The sequence below is a fragment of the Pedobacter duraquae genome (assembly GCF_004362245.1).
In the GTDB taxonomy this organism is placed as follows: Bacteria; Bacteroidota; Bacteroidia; order Sphingobacteriales; family Sphingobacteriaceae; genus Pedobacter; species Pedobacter duraquae.
The window spans coordinates 60667-82569 of record NZ_SNWM01000008.1 but is presented as its reverse complement, the minus strand read 5'-3'; the positions used below and the strand labels follow the sequence as shown (position 1 = coordinate 82569).

The following is a 21903-nucleotide window of genomic DNA, read 5'->3' as shown; positions in this document are numbered from 1 at the left end:
ATTAAAGTCTGCATTAGTTATCCCTGATTACGGTGATGAATCCTTTTTTCTTCAATTGGTTCGGGCCAAAATCAATGATGTAGTAATACGTACCTTCTTTGAGTGGAGAACCTTTAATCGTTGCATCGAAAGTATTGTCGTATCCTTTCTTGCCATAAATAATCCTACCTGCACGGTCAAATACTTTCAACTCGTTATTTGGATATTTATCGATGTTTTCAATGATGAAGAAATCGTTCTTACCATCACCGTTTGGCGACATGATATTGGTCGCTTTAACAGCGATATAATCAGACAGCACTTCGATCGTGATGGTCTGAACTTCAGAACATCCGCTAGCGTTGGTAGCTGTAACCTCATATGTTGCTGTCACATCCGGACGGATCGTTAACGATGCCGTATTCTGTCCGCTAATCACGCCAGCCATGTTTCTCCAGCTGTAGCTTACGCCTCCAGTTGCAGTCAACACTGCTGTAACACCTTTACTAATAGACAAACCTTTGTCGCTGCTAATCGCAACAACCGGCAGTGCATTCACTGTGATTGTAAATGTTCTTGTAGTAACATCTACCCCACCATTTTCAACACCTCCATTATCACGTACAGTAACCGTTACTGTTGCCGTTCCTGTAACTCCGTTCTTAACACGATAAGTCAAGGTTCCAGCCGTACCGTTTCCTTTTGCTACCGTTAACGCATCAAACAATCCGGCATTTGTGCTACTTACCGTTAACGCAACAGTTTGTGATGCCTCCTGACCGGCTGTAACACCTGTCAGCGCTACCGATTGTGCATTGGTAGTATAGCAGATCGTCTGGTTCGCAATCGCTGCGATTGTAGGGATCTCATTCACATCAGTCAAAGCAACTGTAAACACCTGGTCAAGGCTAAAACCATATTGTGTAGTACTTCTTACCCTAACGCTGTAGTTGGCTTTACTTTCGTAATCCAGGGCAGCGGTAGTTTGCAAGCTCGTACCAACAATTTTGAACAGGTTGTTATCCGTATCGCCAGATCCATTTACCAGACTGTACGTAAATGTTGCAGCAGGATCATCAGATGTACTGCTTAGCGTACCGGCATTAGTACCCGCAGCGCTGTTTTCAAACACCGTAACACCAGCAAGCGCAACACTTGTAGGCGCAGCAGGTTTAACCGTTAACGTACCGTTTATATAGCTAATGCTATAGTTGGCAGCCGCAGCACCAGTTGCAGTAATGGTATACGTCCCAATCGGACTTGCTGTGGTAGCTGTAGTCGTAATAGCTGGCTGTGTTGTCAATACCGATCTTGTTTCATTATTTACAAAACCTGCAAAAGAAACCGTCAATTCAGGATTTGCTGTTCCTGCAAACTTCTCTTTGTTGTCTGCAGTGATCACCAATCCTTTTTTCGTAATCGTTAATGCACTTGGTGCAAATGTTAATGCATAGTTATTATTTAGTGCAAGTGTACCCTGATTAATCGCATAGGTATTTACGGCTTCGCCGGATACCCTACTCAGCGCACCTGTAAAACTGTCGCCATTAACCAATGCCGGAGCAAAAGTATAAGTCAGCGCAGGATCCCCTTCACCATACACCTTAGTTTTGGCAACGGCTGTAGCAGCAACTGCTTTCGGTGTGATGCTAAAGTTAGCACCAGTGTATGTAATCGTGTAGTTTGAACCTGCAGTTAGTGTTCCCTGGTTAATCGCGTAAGCGTTACCAATGTTCTCTCCCGCTGCACGTGATAATGCACCAGTAAACACATCGGCACCTACCAATGTACTTGCTGTAAAAGCAAACACAGGATCTGCAGTACCATATATTTTAGTCTGACCAGCCGTTGCAGCAACTACAATTGGCTTAGCGGTAATGCTAAAGTTATCCCCTACGTAAGTCAGGGTATAATTGTTACCCGCAGTCAGGGTGTTCTGGTTAATGGCATAAGTAGTACCTATGTTTTCTCCATCTGCCCTGCTCAATGTACCGGTAATCTTATCGCTACCTACCAGCGCACCAGAGGTAATGGCATAAGTTAACGCAGGATCTGTTGCACCGTATACTTTAGTCTGACCAGCATTTGCAGTCACCGTAATTGGCTTAGCCGTGATGCTGAAATCACGCGGTCTGTAGGTAATGGTATAGTTTGAACCCGCAGTCAGTGTTCCCTGGGTTATCGCATAAGCAGCACCGATATCTTCACCGGCATCGCGTGTTAACGCACCGGTAAGTTTATCGTTTCCTGCTAAGTTCCCTGCGGTAATGCTGTACGTAAATACAGGATCCGCAGTACCATACACTTTAGTCTGTCCGGCATCAGCCACCACAGTAATTGCTCTGTTGGTGATGCTGAAGTTAGCAGGTGTATAAGTTAAGGTATAGTTTGAACCTGCGGTTAATGTTCCTTGATTTATTGGATAAGTTGTTCCGATGTTTTCACCAGCTGCCCTTGTTAGCAAGCCTGTAAACTGATCATTACCAACCAGTGTACCTGAAGTTATTCCATAGGCAAATACAGGATCTGCCTCACCATAAACTTTAGTCTGTCCGGCCGTAGCCGCTACAGTGATTGGCTTAGCAGTGATTGCAAAGTTTGCACCGGTATAGGTAATGGTATAATCGCTACCAGCGGTTAAAGTACCCTGGTTAATCGCATAAGCGGCTCCAACGTTTTCTCCTGTAGCACGGGTAAGCGCACCACTAAAAGTATCATTATTTACCAGTGATCCTGCAGGAGCGGTATAAGCAAATACAGGATCTGCATCGCCATACACTTTACTTTGACCAGCTGTTGCTGCTACCGCAATTGGTTTTGCAGTAATGGCAAAGTCGGCAGGCACAAAGCTGATGGTATAGTTGTTACCAGCAGTTAAAGTACCCTGATTAATTGCATAAGCCGTACCTACATGTTCGCCGGCAGCACGTGTAAGTGCACCTGTAAAACCATCTGTCCCAACAAGCGAACCTGCCGGAGTGGTGTAAGCAAATGCCGGATCAACAGATCCGTATACTTTCCTTTGTCCCGCTGTTGCAGTAACAGTAATGGGTTTTGCCGTAATTGCAAAGTTGGCAGGCACAAAGCTGATGCTGTAGTTGGCACCCGCACTTAAAGTACCTACGTTTATAGCATAGTTAGTGCCGACTCCCTCACCAGCAGCACGCGCCAATGTACCTGTAAATGTATTTCCTGTAGCCAATGGCGCATCAGGGGTATAAGCAAATACCGGATCCGCAGCACCATATACTTTACTTTGTCCTGCAGTAGCAGTTACCGTAACTGTTTTAGGCGTAATCGCAAAATTGGCACCGGTAAAGGTGATGGTATAGTTAGAACCGGCAGTTAAAGTACCCTGATTAATGGCGTAAGTATTTACCGCTTCACCAGCAGCTCTTGCCAATGCTCCTGTAAAGAAGTCACCAGTTTTTAGAGAACCTGCAGGCGTAGTATAGGCAAGCGTAGGTTCAGTACCCAGGTAAACTTTCGACTGACCGGCTGTTGCTGTTACCGTAATTGGCTTGGCAGATATGCTAAAGTCTGCGCCAACAAAGTTGATGCTGTAATTGCTGCCAGCACTTAAAGTACCTTGATTAATAGCATACACATTTACATCCTCACCCGCAGCACGCGCAAGTGCACCTGTAAAGGTATTTCCTGTGGCTAAAGCCGCATCAGGTGTATAAGCAAATACCGGATCGGTGGTGTTAAACACTTTAGTCTGACCGGCTGTTGCCGTAACCGTTACTGCTTTAGGTGTAATGGCAAAATTAGCCGGTACAAACGTAATCGCATAGTTTGTTCCTGCGCTAAGTGTTCCCTGGTTAATCGCGTAGGTAGTCCCCACGTTCTCACCCGTTGCACGTTGTAATGCACCAGTAAAGCCATCGCCCGTTTTCAACGAACCCGGAGCGGCAGTATAGGTAAGCGCAGGATCTGCAGCCAGGTAAACTTTAGTCTGACCGGCATTGGCAGTCACTGTAATTGGTTTAGCCGTGATGCTGAACGTTGCCGGAGCAATAGTTAAGGTATAGTTGGCTCCAGCGGTCAATGTACCGATGTTCACCGCATAATCACCTACAGTTTCTCCAGTTGCTCTGCCAGGTGCACCGGTAATCTGATCTCCACCTACCAGCGTGTTTCCTGTAGAAAGTGCATACCCAATTGTTGGTTCTGCAGCTGCATATACTTTGGTTAGTCCAGCATTTGCGGTAACTTCAATTGGTTTGGCAGTTACTGTAACTTTTGCCGAAACTAAAGTAAGCGCATAGTTGGCGTTGGCCAAAGTTCCAATCGTAATATCATAAGCACCAATACCCGTACCCGCTACACGTGATAGCGCTCCCGTTAAGGCATCTGTTCCTTTTAATGGTGCAGATACGGCATAAGTTAATGCAGGTTCTGCAGCACCGTAAACTTTAGTCGCTGCCTGTGCAGTTACCGTTACCGGTAATGCATTAATGGTTAGCGTTTGTGTTACCGGTGTAGCAGCATTATAAGAAAGATCGCCAGCTTGCGAAGCAGTAATACTTACCGTTCCCGCTTTTATAATGTGTACTTTGTTATCTACTATCGTTGCTACATTGTCGTCGGCCGAAGTAAAGGTCACCGTTGTTGCTGTATTTGTACTGCTGTAAACCGGTGTAAAATCTGCCGCTCCATACGTTGCTGACTGTGCAGCAAAAGTAATGACCGAAGCCGCTTTAATTGTTCTGAAAGCTAAAGTAGTTTTGTTGCTGATTCCTGCATACTCATTAGCCGAAGGATCTTTGATTGCCGTAGCATCTACAGTTACATAGTATTGGTTACCCGCAACAAGATTTGCTGCCGGATCAATAGTCACTACATTAGTCGCAATAGTTACCTGAGCGCTGGTTACAGAAATAGTTTCTACTACCGCATCATCAGCTACTTTTTTGATTGTGATGTTTCCTGTTCCTTTAACAACATCCTCACTAAAAGTAAGTACAATGTTTTGGGCAAGGGCTACATCCACCGCATTGTTTAATGGTGCAAAGGCAGTAACTGTTGGTGCAGTAACATCTGCAACCGCAATGGTAAAGCTTTGCGTAACGTTAGCTTTTCCATCAGATACATTCAACACTACGCTATTGTTACCCACATTGGCATGTAGCGGAGTGCCTGTTAAGGTTACTACGTTACCTGTTTGTGTTAAAGTTAACCAGGAAGGCAAAGTTGTTGCAGTATAAGTCAACGGATCACTATCCGCATCTGTTGCGGTTACAGTATAGCTATAGGCTACATTTTCGTTAACCGCAGTAACGGCTGTTGAAGAAAATACGGGAGACTGATTTAAAATTGTTTTAAAAGTAAATGCTGTTTTAGCAGTAATACCTGCATAGTTATTTGCCGAAGCATCTTTCAATGCACCCGCATCGATTGTTATGTAGTAATTACCACTTGCCGCAAGATCTGCCGCCGGGTCAATTGTAACTATATTATTGTTTGTGATCGTTACTTTATTGCTGGTTACATCGATGGTCTCAACAACCGCATCGTTAGCAACATTTTTGATTACAATGTTTCCCGTTCCTTTAACAACTGTTTCGTTAAAAGTAAGCACCAGGTTTTGAGCCAAAGGTACATCAATCGCGTTATTCAGTGGACTATAAGCCGTCACCGTTGGTGGATTCGGATCTGTGACAGTAATGGTGAAAGCTTGTTGAACATTGGCTTTTCCGTCGGTTACATTGATCACTACCGGATGGTCGCCAACATTAGCATGGGTAGGTGTTCCTGAAAGGACTGCACCTGTTTCAAGCTTGTATGCTTGCCCTATAGAGTAAGTTGCATAGGAAAGCGTTCCCTGCGCAGATAGTGCCATGCCCAAAACATCACCCGATCCAACGGTAATAAAACTGCTTAGATCTTTTGTGTAGCGTCGCACGCCAACGCTACCACCATAGAAAGACACATACACATAACCATTTTTATCAATCTTAACATCAGAAGGCGCTCCAGGCAAACCACTTAATAAAGTCGTCGGATTTGTTGTGGTTCCCGCCGCGAACTTGATAAGCGTATTAGTATACATCATCGCTACATAAAGATCACCGTTTTCTGCAAAGTCAAGTCCCCATGGCCCAGCATTAGGCAAGCCAGAGGCAAAAACAGATGATTGCAAAGTTGTCAGATTCAAACGTCCAATAGACCTGCAAGAATATGCTGAAAAATACATATATCCGTCACGAAAGGTCATACCCATACCGCCAGAAAGATTTGCATTATTAACTACAACTTCTTCTCCCGCAGCTGGATCATCTAACTTCATTCTTTTTATAAGACTGCCGCAACTACCATAATATCCGATGTAAAGATAGTTTCCATTTATAGCTAGATTATACGTAATACCAGAAGTCTTAGTAGCCCAAAGTGTTTTCACTCCAGCAGGAGTAATTTTATAAATTTGATTACTAGTTACGATGTACAAGTTTCCCTGGGCATCAACAGCAACACCCGAACCTCCATTTGTTGGCGTCCCGATTGCAGTACCGGTACTTGCTCCCTGCGCAATGGTTAACCAAGAAGGAAGGGTTGTAGCGGTGATTGTTAATGGATCTGTGTCAGCGTCAGTAGCCGTAATAGCATAGCTATAAGGCACATTTTCAACAGCAGCAGTAATGCCAGTGGAAGTTATCACAGGCGCATTATTCACCGCAGCCGGTGTAACCGTCAAATCATCTCCGTAAATAGTCGTGGTACCATAAGTGACATACGCTCTGAAATGATAAACTGTATTTGTTGTCAACGCAGTTACCGAAGCACTAAACGGACCATCAGTTGTACCTACGCCCACCTTTGTATTTGTTATTGTTGGATTCAAAGCAGTACCATAAACAATACCACGCTCGGTGATCGTGGCGCCTGTAGCGCTTACCAGATTACCACTAAGTGTTGCACTTGTTACAGCAATATTTGTTGCAGCAACAGTAGTTATGGTTGGCGTAAATGCAGTTACACTTAGTTGTGTTGCTGCCTCACTGGTATTACCAGCAGCATCTGCTGCAGCCGCCGCAGCAATATTAACCGTTACAGCACCTGCTGCAGTAGGTGTTACATTAAAAGTATAGCTGGCACCGCTTCCGGCAAAACCACTAATGCCTCCATTGGCAACATTAACTTTAGCCGCTGTAAAACCAGTAACACTTTCAGAGAACGTTACTGTAACCGGGATAGTGGTTGTAGCTAATACCGGACTAACTGCAGTGGTCGTAATAGCTACCGTAGGTTTTGTCACATCAGGTGCCGCAACCATGCAGGAAGGGGTTACTACAAATTTTGTGTTTTTATAGCCCAGTCCTTTAAAGTCAGTGCCTTCAGGCAGCCAAGCTTTTATAAATCCATCAGCATCTGCCATAGCATTCACCGTCCAGGCTGTGCTGTTATCGCCGGTTGTTAAAGTTACTGGAAGATAATTTCCATTGTCAGTCTGACCCACTATGTAAGCACCATTCTGATACGTGATATCGCCATCATAATAAGCATCATAGAAATGAACATTGCCAGCGGCAATTTTTTTACCAGTGTAACCTGTTGTAACCGCAATATTTGTTGTATTAACAGAGAAAAAATTGAAATCATAGTTAGCAGCATTTACTGCTTCGATTCCGGCAAGCACATATTTACTTCCCGTCCACACAACACCCGAAAAGCCCGCCACCACAAAATTTAATTGCGGAGTTATGTCAGTCCAGTTGATACCATCTGTAGAGGTCTTTACAAAACCGTGCGTGTCAGGATAACTGCTTAGATCCTTATACCCTACCGCAACAAAACGGTTGTTCAGATACTTTACATTCCTGAAGTTAAAGTTAGCGTCCGTAAGCCTTCTAGTCCACGTTAACCCATCTGTCGACGAAACAATTCCATCTTCACCAACGGCAACAAAAACTGTCGGACTGGCAGCGATAGCGGTACCGTTAAAATTGGCAACTGTCGTTCCGGTCGTCCAGGTTACCGCATCGGTAGATGTGGCCAAAGTTCCAAGGTTACCAACAGCAACATATTTATTTTGTGCATATACAATACCATTCAGGTTCTTTGCCCCAGAAGCCGATCTGCCCGTCCACGTATTGAAATCTGTAGAGGTTGATATAATTCCTGTACCACCGTAGTCACTGCCAACACCACCGACAGCAACATAGGTCATCCCATTTTTTACTACGCCAGCGATGTTCAATCCCAAATAACTCCAGTCAGTACCGTTTTCGGTATATGAAATCCCTTCATCAGTTAACAGATATCCTTTATTATTAAAATAACCAGCTCCTCTCGGAACAAGGCCGTGTTTTTTCGTTTGCTCCATCGTCCAGCTATTGCCATTCGTAGAGTTAAAAATTGCAGTATAACCATTGATTGGCGAACCACCCGAACCAAAGAAATAATATTTTGACCCATCGTAATACCCTGCGAACACTTGTGCCCCAGTACCTGTAAGTACAGTACCGGTTAGCGCAGTCCATGTTGCACCGTTAGAAGACGTATAAATCTTATTACCAGCATTAAAAGTCCAGAATTTATCGTTGATAAATACAAGATTATTTAAATCTGTCGCATTGAAAATTGTCGTTCTAGTCCAAGTGTTTGCATTTCCTGATGCCGAGCTGTAGGCAACGGATAGATTTGTAGCTCGTATTTGCTGACCAATTACGAATGTATTATTGCCATATGCAACATCCTTTACGTAGTCATCAGCATTAGTTGACATTCCAGTAGCTATCGTGGTCCAGCTTACACCATCCGGCGAACTAATTGCCACTCCGCCGCCTGCTAAAGCTATGTATTTTCCATTTCCATAGGCAATAGAGACTAATGGATTTGTGGTTCCCGATGTTCGGATCGTCCAGTTTGTACCATCAGGAGATGTGGCAATTTTGCCCCCAGATCCGATCGCAACAAACTTGTCCGCACCATAAATTACCCGGGTATATTCTGTCGCTAAAAATGCATCAGTCTTAATCTGCGACCAGATCTTACCATCCGCCGAATTTAATATCGAACCATTGATACCCACGGCAACATAAGCCGAATTACCATAGGCAATACCCGAAACAGCATTATTCTTAAGCCCTGTTTTTGATACCACTGTGGCTGCACAATCCTGCGCCTTCAAAAGGCTCGTCTGACTTAACATCAGCAAAAACAGCAGCACAACCCGAAGGTTAAACCTTGATTTGTAGAATTTATTCATATAAACGATTTAGAAATTAAATACTTTGAAAAAACATACGCTGGAGGAAGCGGCACGATAGCGGGTTAAAGACAAACCAGCAGAAAAAGGGTAAAACATTTGAATAAGCGATAATTATCAATGTGTAAAACTACGTTTGTCAAAGGTTATGGACAGCATAAGTAAACAAACAATTAGTCCGTTTTTATAAAATCGGATTAATTTGATAAAACAATATTTTACTACCTTTATCCCCAGCCATTTATTATGCCTTCAAGATATTACCCACATACAAAGCCCAAAACCCACATACTAAACGGGGTGTTAGCTACGTTAAATAGCTTCTCTCCTATGTCTGGCGGACTTGAGCAAGCATTCAGGGATAAGAGTTTTGAAGTCGCACTAACAAAAGGAAACTACCTGCTCAAACAGGGCGAAATCAGCAACTACCTATATTTCCTGATATCTGGTATTGTGGCTGGCTATAGAAACAATGGTAAAGAAAGACTAACTACATTCATATCCGTCAGCGGCGATTTTGTATCGGCTATCGATGGCATGTACGGCAGCACCCCGGTCGAAGACAGCATGGTGGCCGAGTCCGATTGTTACCTCATCGCCCTCCGTACAGAACACCTCCTGGATTTTTTTGACACCTTCCCGGAGATGAATATCATCATGCGTAAGGTGCTGGAAACTTATTACCGCGTTGCGCATCAGCGCTCAGTAATCATGCGCATGGGCAATGCCAAAGAAAAATATGCCTATTACCTGCAAAACCTCACCAGTAATATCGAAGATATACCGCTTCCACTGGTGGCCTCTTTTCTTGATATAAAAACAGCAACGCTAAAAACGATCATCCGCGACCAGTCTAAGGCGGGCGCAGTTGTATCAGATATCGAAAACTTGTACAAACTTCAAAACCTGATCAGCACTGACCAGCTGTTCCTCGAAAAGAAACTCCGACTAAAAGATATCGCCCAGCGGGTGGAGCTCACCCCACACGAACTTTCGGCATTACTCAATAACCACTACAGAAAAAGCTTTGCAGATTTCATCAATATCTTCAGGATAAACTATGTTAAACAGAAGTTACGCGGTAGCAACGAACTGCAACAACTAACCATCGAAGCCCTCGGTGATCAGGCAGGCTTCTCCTCCAAAAGCACATTCTTCTTTGCTTTTAAAAAACATACAGGAATGAGCCCATTGGAATATATCAAAAACAACAAAGCCCTTTAGTAAAATACCAAAGGGCTTTGAAAGCATAATATAGCTACAGCTTATTTACCAATAGAAAGCCTTAGGTTTAACTCAAAACTTCCATTTGTATATCCAGACAATGCAGAAGTCTGCGTAGTGTAGAGACCTGTGATCAGGTATTTCCTCCTAAAGTCCATTCCCAATCCAAACGTCGAGCTTTTTGTACTGTGGTAAAGTCCGGTAAACAAAATCTGACGATCAAACAGCGTCAATTGCGCCCCTGCATCCCAGATATTATCATAGCCCTGCACACCGCGGTAAGCTACCTTTGGCTCCAGACCAACAGCGCCAACACCTTTATCAAACATAAACTGATAACTGGCAGCAGCGTAGAACGTAGCAATATCCGCCAACCGTACCGTTTCCTTTTTAAAGAAGCTTTTTAGGTTAGGGATTGATGCTTGCAGATTCAGACCATGACTTGTTAAGGCAACACCAAAATCACCATCCAGATAGGTACGACGCGTATTGTACATGCCAACCTGCGCATCCGTTGGATCACCATTTATATCTGAATTCTCTAACCGCTGATTGGCAAAACCTAATGAAACTCCAAAGTGCAGCTGCGTAGCATCATCTGCACTTAATGGCAAATGGTAAGCATAACTGCCAACCACGCGAAGCTGCTTCTGCAAACCAGCACTCTCATTGTTCACATTCAACCCTAAACCAACTTTGTTAAATCCGTAGTCGGCCGTAAGGTTTTGCGTAAGCGGCGATCCTGGCACATTGCTCCACAATTTCCGGTAAGCGCCGTTAACTTTTAATCCTTGCACAAATCCCGCAAAAGCAGGATTGGCAATGTATTGGTTGGTATAAAACTGCGCTGCCAGCGCATCTATCTGTGCTTTAGCCGATAAGGCGACCAAAGCAAAAATTAAACTTAAAATGATTTTACGATATATATTCATGATGTATTTTCTGATGTATTGTGATTAAAATGCAAATCCCCTTAGTTGTCCCGCACTACAGTGATAAATCCTTTTTTCTTTAACTGTCCCGGACCGAAGTCAATGATGTAGTAATAGGTTCCCTCCTTCAATGGAGATCCCTTAATTGTTGCGTCAAAGGAATTGTCATAATCCTTTTTCTCGAAAAGCACACGCCCACCCCGATCAAAAACTTTCAATACATTCCCTGGATACTTATCGATATTATCTATCACAAAGAAATCATTCTTTCCATCACCATTAGGTGTCATCAGGTTTGTTGCCTTAACCGCAATGTAATCCGAAACAACTTCAATGGTTATCGTCTGCACTTCAGCACAGCCTCCGGCATTTGTTGCGGTCACCTCATAAGTTGCGGTAACATCAGGGCGTACCGTCAGTACCGCGGTATTCTGCCCACTAACAATTCCCGCCGCATTTCGCCAGCTATAACTTACCCCACCTGTTGCAGTAAGTACAACGCGGTCTCCCTTGCTTATCGACAAACCTTTGTCGCTACTAATCGCAACTATTGGAATAGCATTTACAGTAATGGTAAAGCTGCGGGTAGTCACATCCACGCCGCCATTATCGGTACCTCCATTATCACGTACGGTAACAGTAACGGTTGCTGCGCCCGCAGCGCCAGCTTTCAGCCGGTAAGTAAGCGTTCCTGCATTACCATTTCCCCTGGCAACACTCAGCGCATCGAAAAGACCGGCATTATTACTGCTCACTGTTAAGGCAACAGTCTGCGTAGCCTCACCAGCACTAATATCTGATAGCGCAACAGCTTGTGCATTTGCCGTATAACAAATTATCTGGTTGGCAATAGCAGCTAGCGTTGGCGCCATGTTGACAACAACCGGCGTTACAATGATCACATCAGGATTCACCGTCATCACGCCATTCACATAACTGATGTTATAATTTCCTGCCGCAGCGCCCGTAGCGGTAATTGCATAATTACCCGCCGCACTTGATGTTATTGCTGTAGTGCTGAGCACAGGCTGGGTGGTTAATACTGCTTTTGTCTCACTATTAACAAATCCAGCAAACGTAGCTGTAAGTTCCGGATTAACCGACCCTGCCACCTTCGTCTTGTTTTCTGCTGTGATTACCAGTGCGCGCTTCTCGATCTGTAATACTGCCGACTTAAACACTAACACATAATTACCACCAACACTGAGCGTACCCTGCCCAATTGCGTAGCTCCCGGCGTTCTCTCCCGCTTCGCGTGATAAACTACCTGTAATGCTGGCTAGGGATGGTTCGGATGTATAGGTAAACACAGGGTCAGCAGCACCATAAACTTTTGATTTCGCTATTGCAGTAACTACTATTACCGCCTTCGGCGTGATGGTAAAGTTGCCTGCAGCAAGCGTAATGGAATAATTGGCGCCAGCACTGAGGTTATCAATGGTGTAACCGTATGATCCTGGCTCCTCACCTGCACTACGACCAATTGTGCCGCTAAACACATCCCCGCTTTCCAGTGTGCTGCCAGCTGCCAATGCGTAACTAAATACAGGATCCGCAGCACCATAGGCTTTTGTTAATCCACTGGTCGCAGCAACAGTAATAGGTTTAGGAGTGATCGTCATTTTAGCTGCCGACTTAAACACTAACACATAATTACCGCCAACACTGAGTGTGCCCTGCCCAATTGTGTAGCTCCCGGCGTTCTCTCCCGCTTCGCGTGATAAACTACCTGTAATACTGGCTAGGGATGGTTCGGATGTATAGGTAAACACAGGGTCAGCAGCACCATAAACTTTTGATTTCGCTATTGCAGTAACTACTATTACCGCCTTCGGCGAAATGGTAAAGGTACCTGCAGCAAGCGTAATGGAATAATTGGCACCAGCACTGAGGTTACCAATGGTATAACCGTATGTTCCTGACTCCTCACCTGCACTACGACCAATTGTGCCGCTAAATACATCCCCGCTTTCCAGTGTGCTGCCAGCTGCCAATGCGTAACTAAATACAGGATCCGCATCACCATAGGCTTTTGTTAATCCACTGGTCGCAGCAACCGTAATAGGTTTAGGAGTGATTGCCATTTTGGCCGCCGCCAATGTTAATACATAATTCACATTCCCCAGATCACCAAGTGTAATGTCGTAAGTGTTTACCGCAATACCTGCAGTTCTCGCCAAAGCTCCGGTCAACCTGTCAGAACCTTTTAAAGCTGCAGATAATGTATAGGCCAATACCGGATCGGAAGATCCGTAAATCTTGGTCGTAGCCAAAGGAGTAACTATTAGCGGTAACCTGCCAATAGTCAATATTTGCTGCTTAGGTGCAGCAGCAAAGAACAGCTCATCCTCAGCCTGCCTGGCAGTGATAGTAACAACACCAGCTTTTAGAATATGTACTTTTCCAGCTTCAATAGTAGCAACCAGAGGATCGCTACTTTCAAGTACAACCGGGCCAGATACATTTGTACTCGTCATTACCGGCGCAATATCCGCATCGCCATAAGTTGCGGTAGCGGTTGCAGCAAGCGTAATTGCCGATTCTGCTTTGGTTGTTTTAAATGTAAAATCTGTTTGATTTGAAATGCCTGCATAATTATTTCCCGACAAATCTTTGATCACTCCCGATGCTACATTAATATAAAGATTTGCATTGGCCGGAAGTCCTGATGTTGTCTTGATAGTAACAGTATTTCCTGCTATAACTGCTGAGGCAATATCAACAGACAACTCAATGTTCCCTGCGGATGATTTAACCAGAACTACGCCAGTACCCGCAGCCACAGTCTCGTTAAATGTAAGTACCAGTTCCTGTTTCAGCGTTACCCCAACCGCGTTGTTCAACGGGCTCAAAGTAGTAAGTATTGGTGGATTGGGATCTGCTACAGTAATGTTGAACGACTGGTTTGCTGTAGCCAGGCCATCACTTACATCAATAGAAACAGGAAACACTTTTTGGTCATCATGCGGAGCCGTACCTGATAGAACAGCTCCGGATTCAATTTTATAAACCGCATTTGTCTCCTGATCGGCAACCAACAATGTTCCAGATGCTGTTGTAGCCATACCCCAAACTGTAGCATTAAGGCCGCCGGTAGAAACCACAGTAGCTACTTCAGAACCAGACAGGACTTTATAAATTTTCCCTCCATCCTGAGTCCCTACATATACATTATCTGACGGATCTATCATCAACAGCGAAAGTGATCCTTCCAGACCGGTGATCCTGGAAATCAGGCTTTGTTCTGTAAACCGGGATATGCTACCATCGATACCTGAAACAAATAAATCACCTACTTTATTAAATGCAACGCCAACTGGCATGGTTGTACTAATAACTGGTATGGGCTGATCATAATACTGATCTAATTTTTCCGGATTAATCTTGAAAACTTTATTCTGATCCGGCACCGCAAAATATAAATCGCCGTCATGGAAAGCCATACCAAAAGAACCGAAACCTGAAAACACATTCTGCTCTTCAATTGGATTTTCAAGATTGATCCGGGTAATGCCACCCCGATAAACCGTTCTGGCAGCCGGAGTACCACCAGAAGTATAAGAGATATAAAGATACCGTCCGTAAATTGCCAGTGCAGCCATCTCCCCATCCCCACGAGTTGCAAACTCGGTTGTTTTACCATCAGGATTAATTTTATAAATTTTATTTCCATAACGTTGGCCCACATAAATGTTTCCCGCAGCATCTTGTGCCATTCCTCTGGGAGCAGCTATTGGACTTCCAAAATCAGTAAACCCGGCTTTCCCTGTTTTCATGGTTAGCCACGAAGGTAATTTTGATGCTGCAAAAGTTAACAGGTCATCGTTAACATCACTTGCCGCAAGGATATAGCTGTAAGGAACATTTTCTGTTGCGGTGATTACCGGATTGGAAACAAATAATGGAGCAGAATTTACCGCCGTTGTGAATTGGTAATCTCCCTGCGAAAGCAGGCCAGCAGCCAAAACATTGTTATAAGCGTCTTTAAGCACAGTAGTCTCTACTGATACAAAATATTTCTTTTGCGGAGCAAAATTAGCCGCTGGATCAATGGTAACTGTATTGCCTGAAAACCGGACCTGCAGACTTGGTACTGTGATGGTTTCCACCAGATGATCAGCATCATCCTTAATTATGATCTTCCCACTACCAGCAACAACTTTCTCTGTAAAGGTCAGCACAATATTTTGTTGCACAGATGCGGTAACACTTCCATTCTTTGGATTCAGCAACTTTATTTCCGGCGGAGTTTCATCCAGCACTTCGATAGTAAATTCCTGTTTTACAACTGCCGAACCATCAGTTACATCAATAGCTATTGCATGAATCCCAACGTCGCCCTGATCGGGAGTTCCATAGAGTATGCCATTGGGCTTAATTTCGACAATTTGATTTGAATAATATTCTGATGCAAGGAGTGAGCCTGACGAAGTCGCCACTAATCCTTTATAGTAGTTGTTGTTTTCATAAACACTTTCGGGAGTCGATGACTCCGCAGCATATTTTATTATTCCGGCGTTCCCATAAAAATAGACGTTATCCTCTGCGTCAATGGCAATTTGAGATTGAAAGCCTGTTAACCCTGGCAATTTTGTCAAAACCCGTCCGTCAAATTTCCAGATATTTCCATTTTCTTTATCTACCACATAGAGATCGCCACTTTTATTAAAGGCTAACAAACCCGGTGATGCGCCCGCCATATAGTCCATTGCAGCACTATAAGTCTGGTTTAATACCGATGGATTAATTCTGATTACCCTATTGGCGCTTGATAGTGCCACATACAGATAATCGCCCTTGAATACCATTCCACCCATATTATCAGCAGTAAAGATGACGTCTGCAACACCTGAGGGATTGTTAACATCAATTCTTAAAATATTACCATAATTAATAACATATAAATATTGACCTTTTGATACCATAGCACTGACACCACCATTAACAGTTGTTAAAACCTCAGTTACCCCTGGAACAGTTATATTGTAAATCACACCCTGGTAGTTAGCTGCATAAATATGCCCAGTACCGTCTGAAGTCAACCATTCTGGGTTATCAAGATTTGTATTTCTGGTTACAGGCGTTTCAGCCTTCCATTTTAGCCATGTGGGCAGCGTTGGAGCTGAATAACGTAATTCATCGCCATTTTCGTCAGTAGCAGCTACCGCGTAGCTATAAGGCTGTCCAACAGGAATTGAAGTAGCAGCAACAGAACTAAAAACCGGAGGTAAATTAATCCCGGCACTAAACTGGTAAGCGCCGGTTAAGATACCCGGGAATAACCTTCCAGAAACATCCTTAAACGCACCTGGCTCCACAACAACCCCATAGTGTCCATCAACTACAAAATTTGCCTGCGGATTGATGGTAACGATATTGCCCGCAATTGTAACACCAGTACTGCCAACAGGTATGGTTTCCACTAAACCATTTGCATCGCTGATCACAATATTGCCAGCTCCCGCCACAACCGGCTGATCGAAGCTAAGTACAATATCTTCCGTTAACCCTGCATGTTTAGCCAGGTTAACCGGCGTTAGGCTAGTCAATGTCGGCAGATTAGGATTTGAAACTGCGATATCAAACTCCTGTGGAATGTTCGTTAATCCATCACTTAGGTTAATTACAACCTTATGATCGCCGATATCTTTCAGCCTCGGAATTCCAGTCAACAAGCGTCCAACCGGAACCTTGAAGACTTGGTTTAAGCTCGGCACCCCATAAATCAAAGCACCCGACGAACTGATTCCAAGTCCCGAAACATCCTCCTGGGATGCTAAAATAGATTCTTTCAGGGCTGATGCTTCGTTGTATTTTAAAATTAGTTTTGAATAGGCTATACTGATATAGAGATTATCTTGTTTATCAAGTTTTAAATCTTGAAATGAATGTTCATTATCTGTTAGTACAGTAAACATCCGTTTTCCATCAAACCTGGAAATCCTATTGTTACTTACTTCAACAATATAGAGCTCTCCCTTCGTGTTGAAGGAAATTACAGTAGGACTTTGTAAGCCAGATAAATAATCCATCGAGGCCGCGTACTCTTGATTAGCCAGATCAGGATCAAGCTTGATTACTTTGCCTCTGTCCTCCAATGAAACATACAAGTCATTATCCCTAAAAGCCAACCCGTACGCCCTATAATAATTCAAGACCTGAGTCTGACCGGATTCTGGATGTGGTAAACTTATCCTATATACACCTTCGCCCTGTTCTTCCGACAGATATAAATAGTCTCCATGTATTGCCAACGCATTAATAACTCTGGTAAAAGGCCTGGTAAAGAACACCGAGGTATTTCCATCAGCAGTAATCTTATATATGTTTTTGCCGTCACCAAAAACGTAACTGTCGCCATGTTCGTCCGTAACAATCGCTGTTGGGTTACCTATTGTGCTACCAAATGCGACAGCTTCACCATCTTTAAGCGTCAGCCAGGACGGCAACGTGGTCACACTAAAACTTGACCTTCCATTATTGCCATCCCTGGCGTCAATTGTATACTTGTAGGGTACATCTACCGAAGCTACCGTTATTGGCGTAGAAGTATACAAAGGAGGAACGTATAGTGTTGTTTTAAACGCGAACGTTTCTTTACTGGTTATCCCCGCAAACGGAGTGCCCCAGACCGTTGTCACCGCTGTGGCGTCCAGCATCACATAATAACTGGTATTAAATGCCAGATTGTTATCTGGATTAACGAAAAGCGTTTTATCTGCAGTATATACATTAGCGCCACTTACAGGAATGGTCTCAACCACGGTGTCATCGCTAACTTTCCTGATCACAATATTACCTGTTCCTTTAACTATTTTTTCACTAAAAGAAAGCGAGATGTCTTGCATGGCAGCAACATCGGCAGCATTATGCTCAGGGAGCGTTCCTGTCAATGTTACCAAGGCCGGTTTGGCAATGGTGATTTCAAATTGCTGATTCTGATTCGTTATGCCGTCAGTAACATTTAAATTCACAGCGTTGGTTCCGGCATCATTGTATCTCGGTGTCCCGGTCAGTCCATCAAATAGTTTGAAGCGAAAAACCTGCCATGTGTATCCTTCAAGCACAAAAAAAGAACTCTTGTTCATTGCGGTTCCAAGCAAATAACCATCCCTCGAAGCATAGATCCGCATACTAAGGTTAGTCTCTGGGCTGAATTTTTCCACCGAATATATGCCCTCCGAATTGGATGCTTTAAAGTAGAGGTTATCATATTGGTCTACCGAGATGTTTGACAAACCGACATTCGGTCTGGTCAGCAATGTTTTCCTTTTAACTCCATCAAACTTAGACACATTGCTATTACCTTGCTCAACAAAGATCAGCTCACCGCTTTTGTTAAAGGCAATACCCAACGGATAAACAACATTGGTGACATAATCCGTAACCTGAGTCGGATCGGCGAGGTTAATCCTGACAATTTTAGATTCGTTAGGTAGCGCGGCATACAAATCGTTACCTTTAAAAGCGATCCCAGCAGTTGTTGCACTTGATATGATTACGGATTCCTCGCGAGGATGTTCAAGGTTCACCCGCATCAGGCCACCATAGATATATGATAAATAAATATAGTTTTCCTTAATTGCCATGTAAGAAACTGGCCCGCTTAATTTGCTTGCCGCCTCCGTTCGATCCCCGTCGGCGCTAATCTTATAAATTTTTGTATCACTATCTGCAATGTATATGTTTCCTTCAGCGTCAGCAGCAATGGCTGAGGTGTTGGCAACAGGCTCCCCAAAAGCAGTCGCCGTTCCGGGATTTAATGTTAACCACTTCGGGATTGTCGACTCCCTAAATTCAAAGTCCCCAAAACCTCCCGTTACAACTAAGTTATATTGATACGGCACCCCTACAACAGCAGTTGTTGCTGGCCGGGAAGTAAATACTATTGGTAAGTATGCCAACGTGCTGAACGTTAGTCCAGCGGCGTCGCTGATGCCTGCGTATGGAGTATCCCAAATGCTCTTAAACGTAGCGGGCTCAATGGTTATATAATAGTTTACTTCAAAGCCGAGATCGGCAACAGGATTAATCGTAACTGTTTTACCCGTGATTAATACATTGGCTGCTGTAACAGGGATTACTTCTGCTATGCTGTTATCAGCTTTTTTCCTAATCGTAATATTGCCTGTTCCTTTCTTTATGCTTTCGCTAAATCTCAGGGAGATATCCTGCTTCTGAGTAACACCAATTGCATGATTATATGGATTTGTAGCGGTAACCACTAACGGATCCGGCTCGGCAACAGTAATACCAAAATTCTGCCCATCTGTAGTTGCCCCATCGGTTGCTGTAAGCGCTATTGACGACAAGCCTATGTCCCCATATGCTGGTGTACCTCCTAAACTTGATGAGAAATTCAACTTATAAACCGTCGCTAAGTCAACGGCACTAAAAACAATCGAACCCGAAGAAGCCATATACATCGCTGAAACTGATGACGCTTCCTGCGAAAAAAACACAACAGTTCCAACATTTGAACCAGCGGCATACCTTTTTACGCCTGATCCTACGTTAAAACTAACGAAGATATGATCATCCTGGCCGAGGATGGCACTTGATGGATCTTCGGGAAGCGATTCCAGCAAAGTAGTCTTTACTGTGCCATCAAACCGCAATACACTTCTCGTTCCCAGCTCGGTGTAGATTAAATGTCCAGCTTTATCAAAGCTCAGCCCCCAGGGAACGTTAATATCAGTAACAAAATCCATAGCAGATGTATAACTCTGATTTGTGATCTCTGGATTGATTTTAATAATCTTCCCATCCGAATATAATGCAACATACAGGTCATCACCCTTAAGGGCTAATCCAGCACTACCGTTACCACTAAAAATTGTCACCTCCCCCTGTTCAAGGTGTTCCATATCTATTCTGGTCACTCCCCGGCTTACATACGAAAGATATATGTTGCTGCCTTTAATAACCATTCCATAAACATCTTCTATCGATTTGTTAGTAAAAATAACCTTACTACCGTCGGGAGCTACCTTATATATATTAGTACCCGATCGCTCGGTAACATATATATTTCCTATAGCATCTTCGGCTATTGCCGATGGGGCAGCGATGTTGCTTGCAAAAACAGAAATCGCCATCGTCTCCACCTTTAGCCAGGATGGCAACGCCGTGCCAGTAAATGAGATCACCCCATTTCCACCTGCAGCAACTAACGGATACCGATAAGGCACGCCAACTTTTGCTGTGGTTATCGGCACGGAACTAAATGCCACTGCAGCTCCTTGTCCCTTTACTTCCTTTGCCAGTCCAAAGCACAGCAGCAAAAGCAGGAACAGGGGATAATTGACCCTTGACTTGTAAAATTTGTTCATATGATTACGTAATAAAGATTTAAAGATTGATTAACACAGAAGAAAATGGAATAAAAAAGCCATTATACATATAACAAACTCACATAAAGATCATTAATCAACAAATGGTAGTTATTTTCCCAAAAGTAGTCTCCAATTATTAAAGAATAGTTAAAATTGATCTCCAATTACTCCTCGTTTATAAAACAGGATTAAATTTATAAACTAATATTTTATCTTTAACCAATCATTGCTATCATGCCGACAAGACATCATCCCTATACAAAGCCTGCTGAGCATATTCTGGATCACGCGCTCGCCGTTTTAAGCAACTTCCATCCCGTATCTATTCCCCTTGCAACCGCTTTCAAAACACACAGTTTTGAGGTTGTCCTGCCAAAAGGCCAATACCTACTGAAGCAAGGCGAATTTAGTGGCTATCAATTTTTCTTAGTGTCGGGCGTCGTAGAAGGCTACCGCATTATGGGCAAAACCAGGCTTACTACGTTTATTACTGTAGGTGGCGACTTCCTTTCTGCTATCGACGGCATGTACGGAACCAGCGTGTTGGAAGATAGTGCAGTAGCCGCGACTGACTGTTATCTCATCGGTCTGCATACTCAACATCTGCTTCATTTCTTTGATATCTATCCGGAAATGAACATCATCATGCGTAAGATTCTCGAAATCTACTACCGTATTGCGCACCAGCGATCCGTTATCACCCGTATGGGCACTGCCAAAGAAAAATATGCCTATTATCTCCAAACCAGGACTGGGGATAACGATGGTATACCGCTCTCGCTAATCGCATCGTTCCTGGATATTAAAACCGAAACCCTGAAAGTCACCATCCGTCGCCAATCAAAAAGTGATGCTTTGTTGGTCAATGCCGAGCATATCGCTAAACTACAGCAACTCATTAGTACTGAAAGTCTATTTCTGGAAAAGCAAATCAGGCTTAAATCAATTGCGCAGCGTGTTAACTTAAGTCCACATGAACTTTCTGCACTTCTCAATAATCACCACAAAAAGAATTTTACCGATTTCATTAATATCTTCCGGGTAAACTACGTGAAAGAAAAACTACGTAGCGATACCGAATTGCTACAATTAACCATCGAAGCCCTCGGTGATCAAGCTGGTTTCTCCTCCAAAAGCGCTTTCTTTTTTGCTTTTAAAAAACATACCGGGATGAGCCCCCTTGAGTATATCCGGGCTAACAAATAGAAACGCCTAGATTATC

General features: G+C 43.7%; 5 protein-coding genes. 2 read left to right on the top strand and 3 right to left on the bottom strand.

From position 1 onward, the window contains the following. Positions 1-13: 13 nt before the first annotated feature. Positions 14-9190, bottom strand: a complete 9177-nt coding sequence (locus CLV32_RS22750; protein WP_133559277.1) for an MBG domain-containing protein — start codon at positions 9188-9190, stop codon at positions 14-16. A 246-nt stretch (positions 9191-9436) separates the two neighbouring features. Here CLV32_RS22750 and CLV32_RS22745 point away from each other — a divergent pair, with 246 nt between their 5' ends. Continuing rightward, on the top strand, positions 9437-10414 hold the full coding sequence (locus tag CLV32_RS22745; protein ID WP_133559276.1) for a helix-turn-helix domain-containing protein: 978 nt from the start codon (positions 9437-9439) through the stop codon (positions 10412-10414). Between the two features lie 41 nt (positions 10415-10455). Here the strand turns inward: CLV32_RS22745 and CLV32_RS22740 are convergent, their stop codons facing one another. Together CLV32_RS22740 and CLV32_RS22735 are read right to left on the bottom strand one after the other, a co-directional pair. Next, positions 10456-11346 carry a PorP/SprF family type IX secretion system membrane protein gene (locus tag CLV32_RS22740; RefSeq protein WP_133559275.1) on the bottom strand — a complete coding sequence of 297 codons (891 nt, stop codon included), beginning with the start codon at positions 11344-11346 and terminating at the stop codon, positions 10456-10458. A gap of 41 nt (positions 11347-11387) precedes the next feature. Further along, positions 11388-20678, bottom strand: a complete 9291-nt coding sequence (locus tag CLV32_RS22735) for an MBG domain-containing protein (protein WP_133559274.1) — start codon at positions 20676-20678, stop codon at positions 11388-11390. A gap of 237 nt (positions 20679-20915) precedes the next feature. Here CLV32_RS22735 and CLV32_RS22730 point away from each other — a divergent pair, with 237 nt between their 5' ends. Continuing rightward, entirely contained in the window at positions 20916-21887 is a 972-nt protein-coding gene (locus CLV32_RS22730; protein ID WP_133559273.1) for a helix-turn-helix domain-containing protein, read from the top strand. Positions 21888-21903 lie beyond the last annotated feature (16 nt).

What these genes read in the sequence shown, in the direction of transcription:
- CLV32_RS22735 (WP_133559274.1), bottom strand. Translation starts at nt 20,678, where the DNA reads ATGAACAAATTTTACAAGTCAAGGGTCAATTATCCCCTGTTCCTGCTT.
- CLV32_RS22750 (WP_133559277.1), bottom strand. Translation starts at nt 9,190, where the DNA reads ATGAATAAATTCTACAAATCAAGGTTTAACCTTCGGGTTGTGCTGCTG.
- CLV32_RS22730 (WP_133559273.1), top strand. Translation starts at nt 20,916, where the DNA reads ATGCCGACAAGACATCATCCCTATACAAAGCCTGCTGAGCATATTCTG.
- CLV32_RS22740 (WP_133559275.1), bottom strand. Translation starts at nt 11,346, where the DNA reads ATGAATATATATCGTAAAATCATTTTAAGTTTAATTTTTGCTTTGGTC.
- CLV32_RS22745 (WP_133559276.1), top strand. Translation starts at nt 9,437, where the DNA reads ATGCCTTCAAGATATTACCCACATACAAAGCCCAAAACCCACATACTA.